Here is a 22,246-nt window from a genome sequence, read left to right on the forward strand (position 1 = left end):
TTCACTCAGTATCGATATGGCTCGTGGTCGAACAGCGGAAACGCGCTGAACACGCTCGGCGCGTTGGTTGCGGTCGCTGCATGCAGGCAGGATTTGTCGACCTCGGCGAACGAGGTCGCACCCAAGAGGCCGAGGCAGCGCAGCACTTCGTCCTCGAGCAGCTCCAGCATGCGCGCCACGCCGGCTTCGCCGGCCGCCGCCAGCGCCCAGCATTGCAGCCGGCCGATGCCGACGAGGTCGGCGCCCGCCGCGATCGCCTTGACGATGTCGGTGCCGCGGCCGAAGCCGCCATCGACCATGATCTTGGCGCGGCCGTTCACGGCATCGACGATCTCGGGCAGCACATGCATGGCGCCGCGGCCGTGATCGAGCTGACGACCGCCATGGTTGGAGACGTAGATCCACTCGACGCCGTGATCGATCGCGATCAGCGCGTCCTCTGGCGTCGCGATGCCCTTGAGGATCAGCGGGATCTTGAACTTGTCCTTGATCATCTTCACCGTCCGCCACTCCAGGCCTTTCTGGAAATCGCCGCCGGTGGCTCGCAGGCGGCTCTCGCGAACGTAACGCTTGGCGATGTCGCGTTCGCGACGGCTGTAATGAGCGGTATCGACGGTCAGGCAAAAGGCGGCATAGGCGTTCTTCTCGGCCCGGCTGACAACGTCAGCGACGAAGGCATCGTCGCCGCGCACATAGAGCTGGTAGAGGCGCAGCGCGTCGGGTGCCACCTCGGCGGTCTTCTCGAGGCCGGGCTCGGACACCGAACTCAGCATGTGCGCCGCACCGAAAGTCCCGCAGGCGCGTGCCACGCTCGCCGCACCATCCGGATCGAAGATCTCGAGCGCGCCGACGGGGGCGAGCACCACCGGCAGGCGCATCTTGCGGCCGAATTGCTCGACCGAGCCGGCGACCTTGCTGACATCGCGCAGCACGCGCGGGCGGAAGGCGATCTCGTCCAGCGCCATGCGGTTGCGACGCATCGTGGTCTCGGTCTCGGCGGCGCCGACGATGTAGTCCCAGGCGTTCTGGTTGAGATTGGCGCGCGCCTTGCGGATGAATTCGTGCAGGTTCTGGAACGGCTCGGCGCTGGCGCCGAGTTCGACGTTCCTCTCCGGCTGGATGCGGGGCGCGTCATTCATTGTTGTCCTCCCGAGAATTTGAAGTCTTATTGTCATCGCCTATCGTGTCCGGCCCTCCAAAACCATCCTAAAATCGCATAGCTGCGAGGCGTGGGCTGGCGGACCGATTCCCGGCTTGCACGAAACGATTTCGGAACGTTGCCAAAAGTTTAGGCCCGGGCGAAGGGATTTTTACGGTCTACCCGCCGGCGTGGCGTCCCGGCCTTGAAGAAACCAGAATGGTATTGTGAACAGCGGGCTGGATCGCCATTTGCTTGGCGCCTCCGAAGCCCCAGAGCAAAAAGGCCAGCCTCTCCATGCGGAAAACCCTGCTGTTCCCCCTGGGCGCGCTCACCGGAGCGTGTCTGACCCTTCTGGTAGCCAGTCCGCACGGCGGCGTATGGGCAGCACGGGCGGCAGCGAGCGCGGATGACGCCTATTCCCAGCTCAACTTGTTCGGCGAAGTGTTCGAGCGGGTGAAGGCGAGCTATGTCGAGAAGCCTGACAATGCCAAGCTGATGGAAGGCGCGATCACCGGCATGGTGACCTCGCTCGATCCGCACTCGCGCTATATGAACGACAAAGCCTGGACCGAGATGCAGGAGACCACCTCCGGCGAGTTCGGCGGGCTCGGCATCGAGGTCACGATGGAGGAGGGCCTCGTCAAGGTCGTCTCGCCGATCGACGACACGCCGGCGTCCAAGGCCGGAATCATGTCGGGCGACCTCATCAGCAAGATCGATGGCGATGCCGTCCAGGGCATGACGCTCGAGCAGGCCGTCAACAAGATGAAGGGGCCGGTCGACACCCAGACCAAGCTCACGATCGTGCGCAAGGGGGCCGACGCCCCGCTCGACGTCGCGATCAAGCGCGAGATCATCCATGTGCGCCCCGTGCGCTTCCACGTCGAGAACGGCGATATCGGCTATATCCGCGTCACCTCGTTCAACGAGCAGACCACCGATGGCCTGAAGAAGGCGATCGCATCGATCTCCAGGGATGTCCCGCCCGAGAAGCTGGTCGGGTACGTGATGGACCTGCGCAATAATCCGGGCGGCCTGCTCGACCAGGCCGTGTCGGTGTCGAGCGCATTCCTGCAGCGCGGCGAGGTCGTCTCGACCCGCGGCCGCAATGCCGAGGAGACCCAGCGCTTCACCGCGCATGGCGGCGACCTCACCAAGGGCAAACCGCTCGTGGTTCTCGTCAACGGCGGCTCGGCTTCGGCCTCCGAGATCGTGGCCGGCGCATTGCACGATCACAAGCGCGCGACCATCATCGGCACGCGTTCGTTCGGCAAGGGCTCGGTACAGACCATCATTCCGCTCGGCACCGGCAACGGCGCACTGGCGCTGACCACGGCGCGCTACTACACGCCGTCGGGCCGCTCGATCCAGGCCCAGGGCATCGCGCCCGACATCGAGATCCTCCAGGACGTGCCGCCCGAGCTGAAGGGCCGGATGGACACCATGGCGGAGTCCCAGATGCGCGGCCATCTGCAGGCGGCCGATGGCACGGAGCAGACCGGATCGCAGTCCTATGTCCCGCCGGAAGAGAAGGACGATAAGGCCCTGCATACGGCGTATGACTTCCTGCACGGCCAAACCGCGAACGCTGTCGCGGCCAAGCCTGCGCCGAAGGCCGCGGTGCCGAACTAAGCCTCGCCAGTTCCAGACATCGATCGCCCGGGAGTGGTTGACCGCTCCCGGGCGATTTCGTTTTGGACGCCGTCTCAGCTGGGGTTCATGGCCGCAAAGGTGACCTCGTAGCAGCCGTCGCGCTCGGCCCAGCGCCGGGCGCGGTCGCGCTCGACCAGCACTTCGTCGCGGGGATGGACCCGCTGAGAATCTGCCAACGACGCGACTTCCAAGTTCAAATTGGTCGAGCGCTCGGTCTTAGCTGAGTGACGGCGACGCCGGAGATCGCGAGCAGCCCGCCGATCATCAATTTTGGAGTCATGCGTTCACCAAGGAACAACACGCTCGACATCAAGGCGAACACCGGAAGCAGCAGACCGAAGGGTGCGACGCGGCCCATGGAGCAACGCCCGATCAGCCAGAACCAAAGGCCAAACCCGACAATTCCTCCGATGAAAATCGTGTAGGCCAGTGCCAGCCAACCATGCCCGTCCGCCGTGACAAGGCTCGCCGCTTGTCCATGTTCAAGGAGCAACGACATCACCATGACCTGCGGCACCGTGAGCAGCGACGACCACCCCATCAACATCAGGGGATCAAAAGGACCGTAGCGTTTGGTCAAGACGTTGGACACCGCGAATGCGAAGGCTGCGCCGACCACGAGCAGCAGCGGAAGCGCATTTGCCGACAGACCAGGCCCTGCTGCCAGCACGACCACGCCGACGAATGCAAGCACCACTCCAGCGGACGTGGTGAGAGACGGCCGCTCCGCAAGCAGCGGCCAGGCCAGCAGGACGGTGAAGGGCGTGGCGAGTTGAATTGCGACGGCCGACATGCTTCCCGAGCCGAGGCCGAGGCCAACATAGAAGAGCCCGAAGTTCAGTCCGCCAAGGAAAAACGAAATCGCTGCGATCGGGCCAAACTGTTGACGTGCGGGCCTTTTGACAAAGGGAACAAGCAGCAGCGCGATGGCCAGGAAGCGCAGCGCGAGGAAGAAGAGGGGTGGAAACTCCATAACGCCAACTTTGATGGCCACGAATTGATAACCCCAGAGCAAGGGGACGACCACCGCGCAGACGATCTGAATGGCAGACATGGCATCGTTCTTTTCAAGACCATTCGGTCTAGATATAGGCGTGCGAACAGCGGAAACGTCCATGGTTTGTCTACCTGATGAAGCGGTCGAGAAAAGCGTCAACGGTGGCTTGCGAAATGATCCGTGTCGGTGCCGTTTTACCGACCACCCGCAGGCCCTCGACGAAACAGACGAGAATTCGGGCGGCACTCGAAGGCTCGACACCATCGGCCAGCTTGCCCGCTGCCTTCGCACGGGAAAGTGCACCAGCCACCCGAGCCTCCATGGCTTTGAAAAAGCTCCCGATGCGACGATCAATTTCGGCATCACGGCCAGCCAGTTCCATGGCTGTGGCCACCAACAGGCATCCGCGCCGACCATTGGCACCGCTGTTGCGGTCAACGTAGCCGGCAAGGTAGGCCCGTAGGCCGTCGACCGGCTCCCTGCGGGGGTCGAGTTCGATATCCATCCGTGTCGAGGCAATCGCAATGTAGCGATCAAGCGCACGCAAGAACAGCGAGTGCTTGTCGCCGAAAGCGGCGTAGAGGCTGCCCCGCGAGAGCTTCGTCGCACGAAGAAGGTCCGGTAGCGCCGTGGCGTGATAGCCGCGGGACCAGAACACGCCCATCGCGCGTTCGACAGCTGCTTCCATGTCGAAACTTCGGGGACGGCCACGGGGCGAGGGAACTGGGTTCTGGCGGCGCATCGCTTATATATAGACCAAATGGTCTTCAATTCCAAGCCTGGCGCCGTTTGGCTGTCCGCCAATGTCATCCTTGGCTCATGAGCAGGAATGCTCCGAGCAATTGCAGGATTTCCGCTCAGCTGTATGAGGACGGGCGCTAGCCTGCTTCGCGGCGTCGGCTCTCTTGGTCGCCGTGCTGGACGAGACGGCTGCGATGAGCTGCGAACAGCTCCAGCACCTTGTCGGCGGGCCTCGCAGCGCTGAACAGATAGCCCTGCATCTCGGAGCAGCCGAGCGCGCGGAGCAGCCGCCGCTGCTCCTCGGTCTCGACGCCCTCGGCCGTGGTGGTCATGCGGCGGGCGGCTGCTAAGTTGACGACGGCCTGGACGATGCTGGCGGAGCCGTCGGGGCCGGCGATGTCGTTGACGAAGCAGCGGTCGATCTTGATCTTGTCGAACGGGAAGCGGTGCAGATAGCTCAGCGAGGAGTAGCCGGTGCCGAAATCGTCGAGCGCGATGCGGACGCCGATGGTGCGGAGTTGATGCAGGATCGCAAGCGCGGTGTCGTCGTCACGGATCAGCACCGCCTCGGTGATCTCGAGCTCGAGCCGGCTGGCCGGAAAATTGGAGGCGGCGAGCGCCGCCATGATCTTCAGCGCCAGCGTGCCGCTCTTGAACTGCACCGGCGAGACGTTGACGGCGAGGCGGATGTCGTCGGGCCAGTTCGCCGCGTCCCGGCAGGCGGTCGCCAGCACCCATTCGCCGATCTCGTTGATCAGGCCGGTGTCCTCGGCGATCGGGATGAACTCGGCCGGCGAGACCATGCCGCGTTCGGGGTGGCGCCAGCGCACCAGCGCCTCGCAGCCGGTGATGCGGTCGTCCTTCAGGGCGAGGCAGGGCTGGTAATAGACCTCGAGGCCGCCATGGGCGATGGCGTGGCGCAGGTCGATCTCGAGCTGCCGCCGCTCGTGGATCTTGGCGTCCATCTCCGGCTCGAAAAAGCGATAGGTGCGGCGTCCGGCGGCTTTGGCGGCGTACATCGCCATATCCGCGTTCTTCAGGATCTGGTCCAGCGCCGTTCCGTGTTCCGGCGCCAGCGCGATGCCGATGCTGGCGTCGGTGGCAAGATGATGGCCCATGCAGTCGAACGGCGCGCGGATGGCCTCGAACAGCCGCGCGACGAGCTCGTTGACCTGGTTCAGCGACGTCACCGCGCTCTGTACGATGGCGAATTCGTCGCCGCCGAGCCGCGCCACGAAGTCCGCCGGACCCGCGCACCGGCGGAGGCTCTGCGCGACCGCCTTCAGGAGTTCGTCGCCGACAAGATGCCCGAGCGCGTCGTTGACGCCCTTGAACTCGTCGATGTCGATGTAGTGCACCGCGAGTTGTTCGTCCCCGGCGACGAGAGCCAGTTCCTCGCGCAGATGCTCGTGGAACATGGTGCGGTTAGGCAGGTCGGTCAGCGCGTCGTAATGAGCGAGATGGGTGATGCGCTCCTCGATACGCCGGCGCTCCGTGATGTCCTCATGCGTCGCCACCCAGCCGCCGTCAGCGAGCGGTTCGTTGACGATCTGGATCGAGCGACCGTCGGAGGTATCGATCACCATGGAATTGCGCACATGGATGTCGCGCAGGACCCGCGCGACATACTGGTCCAGATCGCCTGTGAACGAGCCGGTGGCCCTGCGGTGCGCAATGATGTCGTGGAACCTGCAGCCGGGCCTCACGATTTCGGCCGACAGCCCGTACATCTCGATGTAGCGCTGATTACAGATCACGAGCTGCTGCGAGGCGTCGAACAGCAGCAGGCCCTGGGTCATGTTGTTGACGGCGCGGTCGAGACGCTGCTTTTCCAGCGTCAGCCGTTCCCGCGAAAGGCGGTGCTGCTCCAGGAGCTTGCGTACGATCGCGATCAGCACGCCCGCGATGGCGAGTGCGGAAGAGGCGGCGACCGAGATCAGCATGCCGATCTGCTCGCGCCAGTCCGTCAGGGCCGCCGCGCGCGTTGTGGTGGCCATCATCAGGATCGGGAAGTGGGGCAGGGCGTGTGAGGAAATCAGCCGGTCCTCGCCGTCGACGGGGCTCATCAAGCGGCCGGCAAAATGGTCGAGCCCGAAGACCCTTTGATGCGCGAACGGTCCGTTCTTGAAATTCCGCCCCATCAATTCGCTGGAATGGGGATAACGGGCGAGCAGCGTGCCGTCCCGGTGCAGCATCGAGATCGTCGCGCCTTCGCCGAGCACGGCGGACTCGAAGAACTTTTCGAAGTTTGCCGGTTCGATGCCGCGTCCGACCACACCCATGAATTCGCCGTTTGGTCCGACGATCTTGCGCACGATCAGGATGGTCCAGGCGCCGGAGACGCGGCTGTGCAGTGGCTCGATCAGGACGTCGGGAGCATTGGGATCGTATCGGAAGGTCCGGAAATAGGCGCGATCGGCAACGTTCACGTTCGGGGCTGGCCATGCCGTCGACGAATTGATCAAATTGCCTTCGGCATCGATGATGTTGACGCCGCCCATGTAGGGCAGTGCCTCGATCTTCGAGCGCAGCATCCGGTGGACGTCCTGGCCGGAGAGGCGTTTGCGATAGTCCGCTGCACTGGTGATGCCGGTCGCGCGAACGTGGTCGACAAAATCCTTCTGGATGACGGCGAAATCCTGCAATTGCTGGTCGAAATGATGGGCGAGCATCAGCACGGTGTTTTCCAGCTCGCGGCCGGAGTTGCGCAGCGCACGTTCGCGGAAATTCTGCGCCATCAGCGTCGCGCCGACGGCGATCGCCGCGATCAGCAGCGTGCCGCCCACCACCAGCCAGCGGATCGGTCCGCTGCGCACGAAGGCCCGGTCAAAAAGGCGACTGCAGAATCTCGTCATCATGATCGATCGTTGTCGTGCACACGTCAGGGTCAATTCTTGGCCCCGGAAACATCCGTTGGTTTAAGGGAACGGAGTGGAGGCGAAGTTAGGAAGCTGGGTTAATGCGCCGTGAATGGACACTCACAAAAGCAATCAATGCGCGGGACGCGAGACCTGCAGGAAGCTTCCGCGCGGCCGGACAATTTCTGCCGGCCATCGCGATGATCAATCGAAGCTTAACCATCTAAGGTGCTGGCGATCCTTAAGTTCGCATTGGCACACGACTCGCGAGCGTCTTCGCAACGACGCGGAGGAGGATACGATCATGAAGAATACTTTGAAGAAATTTCTCGCCGACGAAACCGGCGCAACCGCGATCGAGTGCGGCCTGATCGCCGCCGGCATCGCGCTTGCGATCATCACCGTGGTGAACGGCATGGGCAGCAGGCTCAGTTCAAAATTCGGGTCGATCAGTGCGTCGCTGCGCTGATCGGGCGGGTTTCGCTGCGCGCCAGTATCGCCACCACGATCAGCGCTGCGACGATGTTCGCGGCGGCGCTGATCAGGATCGGCAAAGTATAGCTGTGATTGACGTCGTAGGCGAAGCCGGCCGCACTCGGACCAACCAGCGTGCCGAACGCCACGCTGGTGTAGAGGATGCCGATGATTCCACTGACGTTGCGTCCGCCAAAATAGTCCATGACCACAGAGGGCAGCACCGCGACCCAGCCGCCGTAGAACACGCCGTAGAAGAAGGCAAAAGCGGCGAGGGTCCGGACATCAGCGGCAACGGCCCAGATCGCCATCGCGAACGCCATTCCGATCAGGACCATGATCAGGGAGCGATCGCGGCCCATCCGGTCGGCGACCGCGCCGAGAAAGAACCGGCCCGCCGTGCTGCCGGCACCGATCACGCCGAGCAGCAGCACCGCAGAGGACGCCGCGACCCCGTGGTCGCGCGCGTAAGGCACGAGATGAACGAATGGGACGAAGGCGCCGAACGAGCAGACCAGACACGATACATAGAGGGCGGCAAACCGCGTCGACCGGACGGCCTCGCGCACCGAGGCGCCGCCGGCGCTGTTTGCGTCCGCCGCGTCGCGAGGCGGATCGCCGTCGGGTCGGAGGCCGCGGTCCTTCGGATCATTCTCGATTAGCAGCGACATCCCGCCGCCTAGCACCAGTGCGATCGTGCCCAGCACCAGATAGGCGCCGCGCCAGCCCATCGATGCGATCAGCAATGAGGCGAGCGGCGGCATTGCCAGCGTACCGAGCCCGATGCCGCTCACCGCGAGCCCAGAGGCGAAGCCGCGGCGCTTGACGAACCAGCGTTGCACCGCGCCGATTGCTGGAACATAGGCGCAGCCGACGCCGAGGCCGACGCCGAGCCCGTAGGCGAGATAGACCTCCACGAGGGAACGTGCAGCGCTCGCGGCCGCAAGTCCAGCCGCCATCAGGATCATGCCCGCGACGGCCAGTGGACGCGAGCCGAACCGGTCGGCGAGGGGGCCGCTGACGAGTCCGAGAGCGAAGTACAGAAATCCCGCGATCGAGAACACTAGCGAGATTGAGCCGCGGGAGGCGCCGAAATCGCGCTGGAGCGGCTCCAGAAATGCGCTGAATGTGTAGGCGGAACCAAAGCCGACGAACATGACGGCAAATGCCGCCGCGACGACGAACCAGCCATGGAAAATGCTTCGCCCAGCGGGTTTGAATGGAATGGTCAATGCTGCCTCCGCGAGGTGAGGGAAGGATGGCGACGATGCCAGGACGTGACACGCTGGAACGCTGCGCCGGCCCGAACCAGCGTGGCCTCGTCGAGATGGGCGGCGACAAGCTGGAACGCGATCGGCAGTCCGTCCGCCGATGCACCACCTGGTAGCGTGATCGTGGGATGACCGGTCATGTCGAACGGGGAGGTGTAGCGCTGCAGCTTCGCGATCAGATCCGGCTGCTCGCCGAGCGTCCGGATCATGCTCAGCGTCAACGGCGCGAAAGGGTGTACCGGGATCAGCAGCAGGTCGATGGTCTCGAACAGCGCAGTCACTTGGCCGCGCAGTGCCAGCCGCCGCAGCAGGATCTTCTGATAATCGAGACCGGAGAGTGCGCGACCAGCCTCGAGCAGCGAGGCGAGGATCGGACCGTACTCATTCTCGCGGGCAGGATAAGTCGCCTCGTGCGCGACTGCAGCTTCCACCGCACAATGAGGGGTCCAGTCGGCAATCGCCTGTCTTACGTCGGGAAATCTGACGTTGACGGTGTGGGCGCCAAGCGCGCGGAAAGCATCAATGGCGTCCGCCAACACGTGCTCTGTCGCAACGTCCACATCGTCGCTGTTCCAGGCAGCGTCGAGGCCGATCCGCAAGCCCCGCACGTCCTGTGCGGCCGCGGCAAGATAGTCGGGCACCGGATTGAGCAGTGACGTCGGGTCGTTCGGGTCGTGTCCGGCGATGGCCCCAAGCAGCACGCCGGCATCGACAGCGCTGCGGCCGATCGGTCCGATATGGTCGAGTGTCGCGGCCAGCTCGAACGTGCCGTGGCGGCTGACGCGGCCCCAGCTCGGCTTCAGCCCGGTCAGGCCGTTGGCGGCGGACGGCCAGCGGATCGAGCCGCCGGTGTCGGAGCCGAGCGAGCCGAAGCAAAGTCCGGCGGCCGTCGCAACCGCCGAGCCGCTGGACGAAATGCCCGGCCAGTAATCCGGATTCCATGGATTTCTCGGTGGCGTCACCAACGGGTGGTGATCGGAATAGGCGCCCTCGGTGAGCTGCAACTTGCCGAGCACCACGGCGCCTGCATCCTTGACCCTGCGCGCGACGGTCGCATCTTCACCGGGACGAAAATCGCGATGAAGCGTGGTGCCGGCCGCCGTCGGAATGCCCTTGGTCCAAAATAGATCCTTCAGCGCAATCGGCACGCCATGCAGCGGGCCCCGATACTGGCCATTTGCGATTTCGGCATCCGCGGCTTTCGCCTCGGCGATAGCCGTTTCCGCCATCACGTGAACGTAGCTGCCGAGTTCACGGTCCAGGGCGTCGATACGGTCGAGTTGCGCGCGCGTCACGTCCAGCGCGGAGATTTCGCGCGCCTTGAGGCGTGCAGCAAGCTCGGTGAGTTCGAGATAATGCAGGAGCTCGGCCACGGCGTTCTCCATTTTGTCATCGCAACCCCGCTCGATTTCAACGAGGAGGTCAACACCAGTATAATCAATATACCGGTGTCTGTTGCTGTCAACCGGTAAATATGTTTTACTGGTGTCTCAAATTCCTCCGGTGTTCCGATGTCGAAAGAGTCACGCAAGTTCCAGGTTCCTGACGCGTTGGCGAACGTCTACGATTTCGCCAACACGCTCGATGTTCGCCACTTCTCGCATTTCGGGGTGGAGCACCCGCAGAGCGACGAAATTGCCGGGATGAAGCAGATCGCGGACTGGATGCAGGAGCGCGGCCTCGGCGCCGGCGGACGCATCACGCCCGCAATGTTAGCTACCGCGCTGCGGCTGCGCGGAGCGCTACGCGCCTATCTGCAATGCGACCCAGCCGAGCGGCGCCGGAACAAGGAGGTTCTCGGCGCGCTCGGTGACGCGCTCGCAGCGTTTCCGTTGCGGGTGGAGGCGCGGGTTGGCCGCGGCGCAGTATTATCGGCGATGCGCGAGGATGCGCTCGCCGGCCTGTCGGCTATCGCCATCGAGCTGCACAACGCGACGCTTGTGGGAACGCTGGACCGGCTGAAGATGTGCGCCTCGGAGGAATGCCGCCGGGTGTTCTTCGATCGGTCGAAACCATCGACGCGGCGGTGGTGCATGTCGACGCTGTGCGGCAATCGGATGAAGACGCGCGCCTATCGCGAGCGGCAGCGCGAGGCGAAATAGATCAGCGGCAATCAGCCGCGGTAATGGCCGGACTTGCCGCCGAGCTTCTCGACCAGGCGGATGCCCTCGATGCGCACGCCGCGTTCCACCGCCTTGATCATGTCGTAGATGGTGAGGCAGGCGACCGAGACGGCGGTGAGCGCCTCCATCTCGACACCGGTCGGGCCCGTGACCTTCACGCTGGCGCGGACGAAGCAGCCCGGCAGCTTTGCGTCGGGCTCGATGTCGACTGTGACCTTCGACAGCGCCAGCGGATGGCAGAGCGGAATCAGCTCCGACGTGCGCTTGGCTGCCATGATGCCGGCGATGCGCGCGGTGCCGAGCACGTCGCCTTTCTTGGCATTGCCGGACACGATCAGATCAAGCGTCGCCTTGCTCATGACGACGCGTCCTTCCGCGACCGCGAGCCGCTCGCTCGCGGGCTTGTCCGACACGTCGACCATCCGCGCCTCGCCGGAAGCGCCGATATGGGTGAGGGCAGGGCCGGTCTCGGTCTTGGCTGCTTTCGTAGTGCTCGGCTTGCGAGTCATGTCAGCGCGTGCCCGTCGCGCGCGTAGTTTCGCGTGCGAGCAGCGTGCGCGTCGCAGCGGTGACGTCGGCTTGGCGCATCAGGCTCTCGCCGACCAGGAAGGTCGACATGCCGACGCGCTCGAGCCGGGCGAGATCGGCGGGCGTGAAGATGCCGCTCTCGCCGACCATCAGCCGGTCCCCGGGGATCAACGGGGCCAATGTTTCGCTGGTCGCAAGCGTGGTCTCGAAGGTGCGCAAATTGCGATTGTTGACGCCGATCATCGGGGAACGCAGCTTCAGCGCGCGGTCGAGCTCGGCGCGGTCGTGGATCTCGATCAGCACGTCCATGCCGTAGGCGAGGGCGGCGTTCTCGAGGTCTTTTGCCGTGGCATCATCGAGCGCCGCCATGATGATCAGGATGCAGTCGGCGCCGTGCGCGCGGGCCTCCGCCACCTGATAGGTGTCGAACATGAAATCCTTGCGCAGCACCGGCAGTGACGTGGCCTCGCGTGCGGCTACCATGAAGTCGAGATGGCCCTGGAACGAGGGCGTGTCGGTCAGCACCGAGAGGCAGGCCGCGCCGCCGGCCTCATAGGCCTTGGCGAGCAGCGGCGGATCGAAATCGGCGCGGATCAGGCCCTTTGACGGCGAGGCCTTCTTGACCTCCGCGATCAGCGCGTAGTCGCCGTTGGCGTGCTTGGCCTTGATCGCGCGCGCGAAGCCGCGCGGTGCTGCTTGCGCCTTGGCCTTCGCCTCCACCGCGGACAGCGGCTGTGCGCGCCTGGCGGCGGCGATCTCCTCGCGCTTGTAGGCTTCGATCTTGGTCAGGATGTCCGACATGTCAGCTCAGCTGTTGGAGACCGCGATCAGATGCTTCAGCCGCGCGTTCGCCGCGCCGCTGTCGAGCGCCTTCACTCCAATCGCAACGCCCTCCTTGAGGTCCTTGGCGCGTCCGGCCAGGACCAGCGCGGCGGCCGCGTTCATCAGTGCCACGTCGCGATAGGGGCTCGGCTTGCCGTCGAGCACGCTCTGCAAGGCGATCGCATTCGCGTCGGCGTCGGCGCCTTTGAGTGCACCGGCCTCGCAGCGCGGCAGGCCGGCGTCCTCCGGCGTCACCTCGAAATTCCGGATCTCGCCATTGTGGAGCGCGGAGACGAAGGTCGGGCCGGTGAGGGTGATTTCGTCGAGGCCATCGGAACCGTGCACGACCCAGGCGGATTCGGAGCCGAGGTTCTTGAGCACCTGCGCCAGCGGCTGCACCCATTGCCGGGAGAATACGCCGACCATCTGCCGCTTCACGCCGGCCGGATTGGACAAGGGGCCGAGCAGATTGAAGATCGTGCGTGTCGCCAGCTCGACCCGGGTCGGGCCGACGTTCTTCATGGCGGGATGATGGGCGGGGGCGAACATGAAGCCGATGCCGCATTCGCGCACGCAGCGGCCGACCTGCTCCGGCCTCAGATCGATCTTCACCCCGAGCGAAGCCAGCACGTCGGCGGCGCCCGAGCGCGACGACAGCGCGCGATTGCCGTGCTTGGCCACCGGCAAACCCGCGCCCGAAACGATGAAGGAGGCGCAGGTCGAGACATTGACCGAGCCGGAACCGTCGCCGCCGGTACCGACGATGTCGACGGCGTCCGCGGGCGCGTCGACTGTGAGCATCTTGGAGCGCATCGCCGAGACCGCGCCGGTGATCTCGTCCACGGTCTCGCCGCGCACCCGCAGCGCCATCAGGAGGCCGCCCATCTGCGAGGGCGTAGCCTCGCCAGACATCATGGCGTCGAAGGCGGAAGCCGCTTCGTCACGCGACAGGCTGGCGCCGGTCGCCACTTTTCCAATGATCGATTTCAGGTCGTCCATCGCGTGCTTTCAACTCACTGGTTCGCGCCGGTCACCTGCGCGAAGGCGGCCTGATTAATGGTGGTCCCGATGTCGGTTTCAAGCTTGTTGACGTAGGAAGCGACCTGCTCCTCGGTCTGCGCGCGGTCGAGACTGTCCTTCAGCTTCTTGACCGCTTCCGAAGCGGCGTCGACCACGGGAACGACGATCTCGGTGACGCGGAATACGATCACCTCGGTGCCGCCGGTCACCGGCGTCTGCCCGACGCCGTCCTTGGCGGCGCGGAAGGCGGCCGACACGACGGCTGCGGGCACACTGGCGGGCGAGGCGTCGCGCTTGAAGCCGCTCGCGGTCTCGACCTTGGCGCCGATCGCGGCTGCTTCGTCGGCGAGCTTGCCGCCGGATTCGAGCTTCTGCACCACCTCGGTCGCCTTGGCCTTCAGCTTGGTCGCGATCTGGTCCTGCCGCCAGCGTGCCTCGACCTGGTCGCGAACCTCGTCGAGATTGCGGTCGCGCGAGGGCGTGATGGCAAGCACGTCGTACCAGACAAAGCCGCCCTTGAACGAGATCGAGTCGTTGTCGACGCCGACATCGGTGTTGAAGGCCTGCGACACCACGTCGAGGCCCTGCGGGATGTTGGCGACCGGCTGGCCGTTCGGAGCGCGGCCGGAACGGTCGACGGCGTCGACGGTCACGGCGGTGAGGCCGAGCTTCTGCGCCGCATCGATCACGCTGGAACCTCCTCCGCGCTCGTCTTCCATCTTGTCGCGGAGATCGGCGACCTTGACGCGCGCGCGCTCGGTGGCGATCTCGCGCTTGATGTCGCCGGCAAGGCTCGCATAGTTCGCCTCATTGCCCGGCTCGATCTTGTCGACCTTGACGATCGACGTGCCGAGACGGCCCTGGATCGGCTGGCTGATCTCGCCCGCGGCAAGCGCGAAGGCGGCGTCTCCAACCGCAGGATCGAGCGAGGATTTGGTCACGAGCCCGAGATCGACATCGGACGCGCTCAGGCCGCGCTCCTTGCCGAGGTCCTCGAACGACGTCCCGCCGGCGAGCCGCTCGCGCGCGGCCTGCGCCTCGGCGGCATTGGGGAATACGATCTGGTGGATCTGGCGCTTCTCCGGCGTGCCGAGCCGGTCCTTGCGCTGATCGAACAGTTTCTTGGCGTCGTCGTCCGACACCTCGCTCCACTTGCCGATCTCCTCCGGCGAGACCACGACGAACGCGATCTTGCGATATTCGGGCGCGCGGAACTGGACCTTGTGATCCTCGAAATAGGCGGCGAGCGCCTCGGGCGAGGGTACGTCGATGGCGCCTGCCTGGGCTGCGTCGAGCCTGACGAATTCAATGGCGCGCTGCTCGTTCTGGAAGCGCGTCTGCACCTCGAGCATCGCCTTCGGCGGCTCGAGGCCGGCACCGATCGTGCCGGTGATCTGCCGGCGCAGCGAGACCTTGCGCTGCTCGGAGACGTAGCGCTGCTCGGTATAGCCGAAATTGCGGATCACGGACTGGAAGCGGTTCGGATCGAAGCTGCCGCCGACGCCCTTGAAGTTCGGGTCGTTCATGATGACCTGGCGGATCTGGTCGTCGGACTGGCCGAGCCCGAGCCGGCGCGCCTCTTCGTCGAGGGCGGCTTCCGCGATCGTCTGCTGGAGCACCTGACGGTCAAGGCCGAAGGCGCGCGCCTGGTCAGGCGACAGCGGACGGCCGAACTGGCGGCTGATCTGTTGCAGGCGGTCCGTATAGATCTGGCGGAACTCGTTCAGCGAAATCTCGGTTCGGCCGATCTTGGCCAACGTGGACTGCCCGAAGCCCTTGAAGATGTCGGCGATGCCCCAAACGCCGAAACTGATGATCAGCACGCCCATCACCACGGCCATAATGGTCTTGCCGAGCCAGTTTGATGAGGCCTTGCGCATTCCTCGAAGCATTTGGTCCAACTTGTTTGGCAGGAGGGGAACGGGAGCGCGTCTTAATGCAGATTCCGCAAAAGCGCGTCACCAAATTGATCGATCATCATAAAGTGGCGGCTTTCCCCCCGCAACCTCAGGTCCGGCAGGCTTTCGATCCCTGCGGTTAAAAGCCCCTGGTCTCTGGAACTGCCACGGGACCTCTGCTAGCGCATGCACAAACCGAATTTGCTGGAATTTGACATGACCGATGCCATCCGCCCCCTGATCGCCGGCAACTGGAAAATGAACGGCCTGAAGGCCTCGACTGCCGAATTCGACGCCATGCTCAATGGTGCGGCAGAGGTGGCCGGCAAGGCCGATTTGCTGGTCTGTCCGCCGGCGACCCTGATCGCAGCTTTTGCGGAGAAGGCGCGCGGCAAGAAGGTCGCGGTGGGGGCCCAGGATTGCCATCCCAAGGCCTCCGGCGCCCATACCGGCGATATTGCCGCCGAAATACTGGTGGATGCAGGCGCGACCGCCATCATCGTCGGCCATTCCGAGCGCCGCGCCGACCACGGTGAGGGCGATGCCCTGATCCGGCAGAAGGCCGAGGCCGCATGGCGCGCCGGGGTGACGGCGATCGTCTGCATCGGCGAGACGCAGGCCCAGCGCGATGCCGGTCAGACCCTGGATATCCTGCGCGGCCAGCTCAACGGCTCGCTGCCGGATGGCTCAACTGCGGCCAAGCTGGTCGTCGCCTACGAGCCGGTCTGGGCGATCGGCACCGGCCTGACCCCCACGGCCCAGGATGTCGAGCAGATTCATGAGTTTATCCGGGAACTCCTGACCTCCCGGTTCAAGGCCGACGGCGGAAAGATGCGGATTCTCTACGGCGGCTCAGTCAAGCCCTCAAATGCGGCCGAGCTGATGGCGGTTAAGAATGTCAACGGCGCGCTGGTCGGCGGCGCCAGCCTGAAGGCGGCCGATTTCCTTGCGATTGCCAGGGGCTGCGCCTAGCTAAGCTTGGAGCGCGATCCGGACGGATCGGGGGTGGCAATGCCGTTTCCGATCGTGTAACACCGCGCAACTTCAGGAAAACCCGCGAAGCGCGATCGGCTGCCGGTACCGGCGCTATCGGCTTGTGACGGAAGGATACTATGCAGACCGTTATCATCGTCATCCACCTCATGATCGTGGCCGTCATGATCGGTGCCGTCCTGCTCCAGAAATCGGAAGGCGGCGGCCTCGGCATGGGCGGCGGCGCGGGCTTTATGTCGAGCCGAGGCACCGCGAACCTCTTGTCGCGTACGACCGCGATCCTGGCTGCGGGCTTCTTCCTGACCAGCCTGTTCCTGTCCTGGCACGCCGGCTACAACCGTGCGCCCTCGTCGATCATCGGTGCGCCGGCGTCGCAGACCCAGCCGGCCGGCGGCGGGCCGATCGCGCCGCCGACCTCGGGCGGCATCCTGGATTCGCTGAAGAAGGCCGACGAGCAGCAGCAGGCTCCGGCACCGAGCGGCCCGCAGGTGCCGCGTTCGCAATAAAGCAGGGGGGCCATGCAGGGCGGCTTCTACCGTCCCGCACCAACAAGCCCCATCAAGGCTCTGTCACCACTCTTAGTTTTGGCTCACCCACAGGCCCGCAAAATCTTTGGGGCGGAATACGAATCGCTTTGGCGAATCGAATTCGAGGGATTAGAGGTTAAGCCCCATGGCGCGGTACATATTCATCACCGGCGGCGTGGTTTCTTCGCTCGGCAAAGGTCTGGCTTCAGCGGCACTCGGTGCCCTGTTGCAAGCCCGGGGCTACAAGGTCCGCCTCCGCAAGCTCGACCCCTATCTCAACCTCGATCCCGGAACTATGTCGCCGTATCAGCACGGCGAAGTGTTCGTGACCGATGACGGCGCGGAGACCGATCTCGATCTCGGTCACTATGAGCGCTTCACCGGGCGGCCTGCGACCAAGGCCGACAACATCACGACCGGGCGCATCTACCAGGACATCATCTCCAAGGAGCGTCGCGGCGATTATCTCGGCGCGACCATCCAGGTGGTTCCGCATGTCACCAACGCTATCAAGGACTTCGTCCTCGACGGCAACGACGATTACGACTTCGTGCTGGTCGAGATCGGCGGCACCGTCGGCGACATCGAGGGCTTGCCGTTCTTCGAGGCGATCCGCCAGCTCAAGAACGAGTTGCCGCGCGATCATGCCATCTACATTCATCTGACGCTGCTGCCTTACATTCCGAGCGCCGGCGAGTTGAAGACGAAGCCGACGCAGCACTCCGTCAAGGAGCTGCGCTCGATCGGCATCCAGCCGGACATCCTGCTCTGCCGTACCGACCGAGAGATCCCGAAGGAGGAGCGGCGCAAGCTCGGGCTGTTCTGTAACGTGCGCGAGAGCGCCGTCATCGAGGCGCGCGACGCCGACAGCATCTACGCTGTCCCTCAGGCTTATCATGCCGCAGGCCTCGACGACGAAGTGCTCGCTGCCTTCGGCATCGGCTCGCGGATTCCGCCGGAGCTTCGGAGCTGGCAGCAGATCAACGAGCGCATCCGCAATCCCGAAGGCAACGTCACCATCGCCATCGTCGGCAAATATACCGGCATGAAGGATGCGTATAAGTCGCTGATCGAGGCGCTCTCGCATGGCGGTATCGCCAACAAGGTGAAGGTCAATCTCGACTGGATCGAGAGCGAGATCTTCGAGAAGGAAGATCCCGCGCCGTTCCTCGAGCACGTCAACGGCATTCTGGTGCCCGGCGGCTTCGGCCAGCGCGGCGCCGAAGGCAAGATCCGCGCGGCGCAATTCGCGCGTGAGCGCGACGTGCCCTATTTCGGCATCTGCTTCGGCATGCAGATGGCGGTGATCGAGGCGGCGCGGAACCTCGTCGGCATCGAGGACGCCAACTCCACCGAGTTCGGCCCCACCAAGGAGCCGCTGGTCGGCCTGATGACGGAGTGGCTGCGCGGCAACGAGCTCGAGAAGCGATCCAAGGTCGGCGATCTCGGCGGCACGATGCGGTTAGGGGCCTATCCCGCGGCGCTCAGTCGCGGCAGCCGCGTCTCGCAGGTCTATGGTGGCGCGACCGAGATTTCCGAGCGCCACCGCCATCGCTACGAGGTCAACACCGCCTACAAGGACCGCCTCGAGCAGCACGGGCTGAAATTCTCGGGCCTGTCGCCCGACGGCGTGCTGCCGGAGATCGTCGAGTATGAGGATCACCCCTGGTTCATCGGCGTCCAGTTCCACCCCGAGCTGAAGTCGCGCCCCTTCGAACCGCATCCGCTGTTCGCGTCGTTCATTCGGGCGGCGATGGTGCAGAGCCGGTTGGTGTAATCGGCTCAGCTTGCGGCGGTGTAGTCGCGCGCGTGTTGCATCGGCTCCGGCGCGACCGGCATTGACGTATCAGGCGCAAGCGTTGCCGTGACGAGCTTCATCTGCGGCCGTCGCGTCAGCTTGTAGACGGCGGCCGGCGGCACGTTCAGCAGGGCACGATCCACCAGCTTTGCGCGCAAGCCGAGCCGGTCGAGCACCGGCGCGGGATCGGGCAACTCATGCCGTAGGTGAACTGGTAGAAGGCGCCGCCGGGGCGGACATGGCTGAACGCGCCGCCGACGATCGAGACGACCTTGCGCGTCGACATGTTGAGCAGCGGCAGACCGCTCACGACCGCGCCGACGGGCGCGCCGTCATAGAGGCGCTCCGTCGCCAGCCGCCCCGCATCCATCCACAAAACGCGCGCGTTGGGAAAACGCAGCTGCAGCAGCTTCATGAAGTCGGAGCCGTACTCGATCAGCGTGAGGTCCTGCTGACGCACGCCGCGGTTGAGCAGCTTGTAGGTGAACGCGCCAGTGCCGGGGCCGAGTTCGAGAACCGGGCCGGTCGATGCGGTGATCTCGCGGGTGATGAGATCGGCGAGCGCCGCGCCCGACGGCGCGATCGCGCCGACGCGACGCGGGGCTGACATCCATGACAGGAAGAACGAGAGGAAATCGTTGGGCATGCGCACTCCGGCGTCTTGGTTGCGCCTCGCAGGTCAGAAGTGAGGCGGCCGAATAATCGCTCTCGCGCATTGCGACAGCATTGCGTGCGGCATGCCGATAGCGTCAATTCTCCCGGACCGGCGGCAGCGACATCCTGAAGCACGTGCCGCCGATCGCTCCGTCCGCGACCGAGATGTGGCCGCCATGCAGGAGCACGATCTCGCGCACCATGTTGAGGCCGAGGCCGGCACCGCGATCGAGCGGCGTCAGCCGGTAGAACGGCTCGAAGATCTGTTCGCGCTGGTCGGCCGGAATGCCGGCGCCTTCGTCCGAGACTTCGATGCTCGCGGGCCTGCTGACACGAATGCCGATGGTGCCGCGGCGAGGGCCGTGCTGGATCGCATTCTGCACGAGGTTGGTCAGCGCGCGCTCCAGCGCCGCCGCGTCGCCGATCGTTTCGATCGGCGTGGCGGGGGCATCCAGCGCCAGCTCGTAGCCGGCGGCAATTGCCAGCGGCGCGAGATCTGCGGCCGCGCTTTGCGCGATTGCGACGAGGTCGACGCGCGAGAAGGGATGACCGCAGCGGTCGAGCCGCTGAATGTCCAGCAGTTGCTCGGCAAGCGTTGCCAGCCGCGCGGAATCCTCCAGCAACCGGGTCTTGTCCGGCCCTGGCGGAAGCGACTCCAACCGCGTGTTCAGGATCGCGATTGGCGTGCGCAACTCGTGTGCGGCATCGGCGACGAAGCGTTTGTGGCGGGCATAGCCCTGGTCGAGCCGCGCCAGCGCGTCGTTGACCGCGGTCACCAGCGGCACGACCTCCAGCGGAATCCGGGCCAGCGACAGTCGCGCGCCGCGTTGGTGGATGTCGATGCGCCGCGCCTGATCCGCCGTGGTGTCTAGCCCCTTGAAGGCGCGCTGCACGATCATCGGCGTTGCGATGAAGGTCGCCGTTCCCATGAGGAGCAGGCCGGGCAGGGCGATGCCGAGGAGTGCAAGCGATGTCATGAACAACGCCTTGGCGCCGGTGAGTCTGCCTTGCGTCGCCGTGATGATCTGCACATTGCCGGCGTCGGTGTCGACCCGTTTCAACCGCGCCGGGGACTTGCGCGGATCGTCCTCGAACAGTTGCCAGCCGAGCCGCGCCTGGCTGATCTGGTCGAGGCCGCTGCCGATCGCGGCGAATTCGACCGGCACGGCGCCTTCGCTGAGCGAATGTCCCTGCCTGTCGCGGACCAGGAACCAGAGGTCGGGGGTCTCGCCGCGCAATTGCTTCAGCTCGGTCGTCGATCGCAGGGCCAGGTCGCCTTGCGCATCGCGCGCGAGCGCGTGCTGGACGATTTCGATCACGCGATCTTCGTCACGCTCGGCGATCACGAAGCCCGACGCGCACAATGCCCCGACGACGACGGCAACGAGCGCCGTGAGCAGCGCCGCCTGGAGCGACAGCAGGCGCCAGCTCAGCCGCGAGCGCAGGCAATAGGGATCGTCGTGCTTGCTCATGGCAGCTTCTTCAAGAGATAGCCGACGCCGCGAATGCCGTGGATCTCCACGCGCGCATCGGCTTCCGAGAGTTTGCGGCGCAGCCGCGACACATGCGTATCGAGCGCATTCGACTGGATCTCGTCGTCGAAACTGTAGACGGCTTCTTCCAGCGCAGAGCGCAGCACGGTCCGGCCCATGCGGCGGACCAGGGCTTCCAGCACGAGGAGCTCGCGCCGCGGCAGCTCGAGCGGTGCCCCGTCGATGCTTGCCTCGCGATGGCCGAAATCGAAGGCGAGGCGGCCGGCGTGCATGATGTCGGGCTGCATCCCGGCGGGCCGGCGCAGCACGGCGCGCAGCCGCGCCAGCAATTCCTCCACCGCGAACGGTTTTGCCAGATAATCATCCGCCCCGCAGTCCAGTCCGGCGACCCGGTCGGCGAGTTCGCCGCGCGCCGTCAACACGATGATCGGCACGCCGTCGGCGCGCGCCCTCAGTTTCGGGATCAGGCTGAGACCGTCGCCATCGGGAAGCTGGCGATCGAGCAGGACGGCGGCGTGGACGTCGGCAGAAATGGCCTCTTCCGCCTCGGCGAGCGTGGGGGCGTGGTCCACCACCATGTCGTAGCGCTTCAGCGCCGACGCCAGCGCGTCGGCCATTTCGGCCTCGTCCTCGACGAGCAAAATCCGCATGATCCGCACCTCAACCTCAATCGCGCCAATCTAGCGGCCGTATCATTGCGGCAGCATTACGGGAACCGGCTCTCGAGGAGGTGGCCTTGAGCGGGCTCAGCCATGCGCGGAACGCCACAGGGGGCGGCCGAGCGGGCCTCAAGACACTGTCAGTGCCAGCCGTTATAACCGCCGGACTTGATCAGGGAGGAACATGAATGATCTACGAAATGCGCATTTATCGCTGCGTGCCCGGCCGCCTGCCGGCACTGCTCAAGCGGTTCGAGACCGCCACGCTGAAGCTGTGGGAAAAGCACGGCATCAAGCAGGCCGGGTTCTTCACGACGCTGATCGGTGAATCCAACCAGGAACTGACCTATTTCCTGGCCTGGGAGTCGCTCGCCGAGCGCGAGAAGAAGTGGGGCGGCTTCATGACCGATCCGGACTGGATGAAAGCGCGCGCCGAGAGCGAGGCCGACGGCCAGATCGTCGGCAACATCGTCAGCCAGATCCTGGCGCCGACCGCCTTCTCGGCGGTGAAGTAGAGGCTGCCGGCGCGAGGACGTCGCCGGGAGCCTGGGCGCAACCCTGATATTCTGGGAGCCCAGGCCGAATGGGGTTGATCC

At 65.0% G+C, this 22,246-nt stretch carries 20 protein-coding genes and 1 pseudogene; 7 read left to right on the forward strand and 14 right to left on the reverse strand.

What is annotated here, in order from left to right; all coding sequences use genetic code 11:
- Positions 1 to 5 precede the first annotated feature (5 nt).
- Entirely contained in the window at positions 6 to 1,139 is a 1,134-nt protein-coding gene (locus QCM77_RS20220) for an alpha-hydroxy acid oxidase (RefSeq protein WP_279684633.1), read from the reverse strand.
- Between the two features lie 296 nt (positions 1,140 to 1,435).
- Between QCM77_RS20220 and QCM77_RS20225 the strand changes: the two genes are divergently transcribed.
- Positions 1,436 to 2,773, forward strand: coding sequence for a S41 family peptidase (locus QCM77_RS20225; protein WP_279663889.1), 1,338 nt, complete (start codon positions 1,436 to 1,438; stop codon positions 2,771 to 2,773).
- Positions 2,774 to 2,847: 74 nt separating this feature from the next.
- Here QCM77_RS20225 and QCM77_RS20230 read toward each other — a convergent pair whose 3' ends face one another.
- The 4 genes from QCM77_RS20230 to QCM77_RS20245 all read right to left on the reverse strand — a co-directional run bounded on the left by QCM77_RS20230 (position 2,848) and on the right by QCM77_RS20245 (position 7,390).
- Positions 2,848 to 2,970, reverse strand: coding sequence for a hypothetical protein (locus QCM77_RS20230; protein ID WP_279663888.1), 123 nt, complete (start codon positions 2,968 to 2,970; stop codon positions 2,848 to 2,850).
- A gap of 17 nt (positions 2,971 to 2,987) precedes the next feature.
- The gene (locus QCM77_RS20235; RefSeq protein WP_279663887.1) at positions 2,988 to 3,848 is read right to left on the reverse strand and encodes a DMT family transporter; all 861 of its coding nucleotides are present in this window, start codon (positions 3,846 to 3,848) and stop codon (positions 2,988 to 2,990) included.
- Positions 3,849 to 3,918: 70 nt separating this feature from the next.
- Positions 3,919 to 4,479 (reverse strand): TetR/AcrR family transcriptional regulator, encoded by a 561-nt coding sequence (locus tag QCM77_RS20240; protein WP_279663886.1) that lies wholly within the window; start codon positions 4,477 to 4,479, stop codon positions 3,919 to 3,921.
- 190 nt (positions 4,480 to 4,669) lie between these two features.
- The gene (locus tag QCM77_RS20245; protein WP_279663885.1) at positions 4,670 to 7,390 is read right to left on the reverse strand and encodes a bifunctional diguanylate cyclase/phosphodiesterase; all 2,721 of its coding nucleotides are present in this window, start codon (positions 7,388 to 7,390) and stop codon (positions 4,670 to 4,672) included.
- Positions 7,391 to 7,694: 304 nt separating this feature from the next.
- On the opposite strand from QCM77_RS20245, the gene QCM77_RS20250 reads away from it, so the two are divergent.
- Positions 7,695 to 7,859, forward strand: coding sequence for a Flp family type IVb pilin (locus QCM77_RS20250; RefSeq protein WP_279663884.1), 165 nt, complete (start codon positions 7,695 to 7,697; stop codon positions 7,857 to 7,859).
- On the opposite strand, the gene QCM77_RS20255 is transcribed toward QCM77_RS20250, so the two are convergent.
- Positions 7,840 to 9,096 (reverse strand): MFS transporter, encoded by a 1,257-nt coding sequence (locus tag QCM77_RS20255; protein WP_279663882.1) that lies wholly within the window; start codon positions 9,094 to 9,096, stop codon positions 7,840 to 7,842. The genes QCM77_RS20250 and QCM77_RS20255 overlap by 20 nt on opposite strands.
- Complete coding sequence (locus QCM77_RS20260) at positions 9,093 to 10,508, reverse strand: amidase (protein WP_279663881.1); 1,416 nt, start codon at positions 10,506 to 10,508, stop codon at positions 9,093 to 9,095. The genes QCM77_RS20255 and QCM77_RS20260 overlap by 4 nt, the downstream gene beginning before the upstream one ends.
- A 138-nt stretch (positions 10,509 to 10,646) precedes the next feature.
- Here QCM77_RS20260 and QCM77_RS20265 point away from each other — a divergent pair, with 138 nt between their 5' ends.
- On the forward strand, positions 10,647 to 11,237 hold the full coding sequence (locus QCM77_RS20265; RefSeq protein WP_279663879.1) for a CGNR zinc finger domain-containing protein: 591 nt from the start codon (positions 10,647 to 10,649) through the stop codon (positions 11,235 to 11,237).
- 11 nt (positions 11,238 to 11,248) lie between these two features.
- Here the strand turns inward: QCM77_RS20265 and moaC are convergent, their stop codons facing one another.
- From moaC to QCM77_RS20285, 4 genes are read right to left on the reverse strand one after another with little or no spacing between them, the layout of a single operon-like run.
- Positions 11,249 to 11,767, reverse strand: coding sequence for a cyclic pyranopterin monophosphate synthase MoaC (gene moaC / locus QCM77_RS20270; protein ID WP_279684634.1), 519 nt, complete (start codon positions 11,765 to 11,767; stop codon positions 11,249 to 11,251).
- Between the two features lies 1 nt (position 11,768).
- On the reverse strand, positions 11,769 to 12,587 hold the full coding sequence (gene trpC, locus QCM77_RS20275) for an indole-3-glycerol phosphate synthase TrpC (RefSeq protein ID WP_279663875.1): 819 nt from the start codon (positions 12,585 to 12,587) through the stop codon (positions 11,769 to 11,771).
- Between the two features lie 6 nt (positions 12,588 to 12,593).
- Complete coding sequence (trpD, locus tag QCM77_RS20280) at positions 12,594 to 13,607, reverse strand: anthranilate phosphoribosyltransferase (RefSeq protein WP_279663873.1); 1,014 nt, start codon at positions 13,605 to 13,607, stop codon at positions 12,594 to 12,596.
- Between the two features lie 14 nt (positions 13,608 to 13,621).
- Positions 13,622 to 15,520: a peptidylprolyl isomerase gene (locus QCM77_RS20285; RefSeq protein WP_279663872.1), complete on the reverse strand. Its 1,899-nt coding sequence runs from the start codon at positions 15,518 to 15,520 to the stop codon at positions 13,622 to 13,624.
- A 222-nt stretch (positions 15,521 to 15,742) separates the two neighbouring features.
- Here QCM77_RS20285 and tpiA point away from each other — a divergent pair, with 222 nt between their 5' ends.
- The 3 genes from tpiA (at position 15,743) to pyrG (ending at position 18,823) form a co-directional block, all read left to right on the forward strand.
- Positions 15,743 to 16,498, forward strand: coding sequence for a triose-phosphate isomerase (tpiA, locus tag QCM77_RS20290; protein WP_279663871.1), 756 nt, complete (start codon positions 15,743 to 15,745; stop codon positions 16,496 to 16,498).
- A 140-nt stretch (positions 16,499 to 16,638) separates the two neighbouring features.
- Entirely contained in the window at positions 16,639 to 17,025 is a 387-nt protein-coding gene (gene secG, locus QCM77_RS20295; RefSeq protein WP_279663869.1) for a preprotein translocase subunit SecG, read from the forward strand.
- A gap of 166 nt (positions 17,026 to 17,191) precedes the next feature.
- Positions 17,192 to 18,823: a CTP synthase gene (gene pyrG / locus QCM77_RS20300; protein ID WP_279663866.1), complete on the forward strand. Its 1,632-nt coding sequence runs from the start codon at positions 17,192 to 17,194 to the stop codon at positions 18,821 to 18,823.
- A gap of 5 nt (positions 18,824 to 18,828) precedes the next feature.
- Here pyrG and QCM77_RS20305 read toward each other — a convergent pair.
- The 3 genes and pseudogenes from QCM77_RS20305 to QCM77_RS20315 all read right to left on the reverse strand — a co-directional run bounded on the left by QCM77_RS20305 (position 18,829) and on the right by QCM77_RS20315 (position 21,641).
- Positions 18,829 to 19,490: pseudogene (locus QCM77_RS20305) on the reverse strand (class I SAM-dependent methyltransferase).
- 103 nt (positions 19,491 to 19,593) lie between these two features.
- Entirely contained in the window at positions 19,594 to 20,970 is a 1,377-nt protein-coding gene (locus QCM77_RS20310) for a sensor histidine kinase (protein ID WP_279663863.1), read from the reverse strand.
- Complete coding sequence (locus tag QCM77_RS20315; protein WP_279663862.1) at positions 20,967 to 21,641, reverse strand: response regulator transcription factor; 675 nt, start codon at positions 21,639 to 21,641, stop codon at positions 20,967 to 20,969. Before QCM77_RS20315 ends, QCM77_RS20310 begins: the two co-directional genes overlap by 4 nt.
- 197 nt (positions 21,642 to 21,838) lie before the next feature.
- Here QCM77_RS20315 and QCM77_RS20320 point away from each other — a divergent pair, with 197 nt between their 5' ends.
- Positions 21,839 to 22,165: an NIPSNAP family protein gene (locus QCM77_RS20320; protein WP_279663861.1), complete on the forward strand. Its 327-nt coding sequence runs from the start codon at positions 21,839 to 21,841 to the stop codon at positions 22,163 to 22,165.
- Positions 22,166 to 22,246 lie beyond the last annotated feature (81 nt).

It is taken from the genome of Bradyrhizobium nivariense (assembly GCF_029846695.2).
Classification (GTDB): Bacteria; Pseudomonadota; Alphaproteobacteria; order Rhizobiales; family Xanthobacteraceae; genus Bradyrhizobium.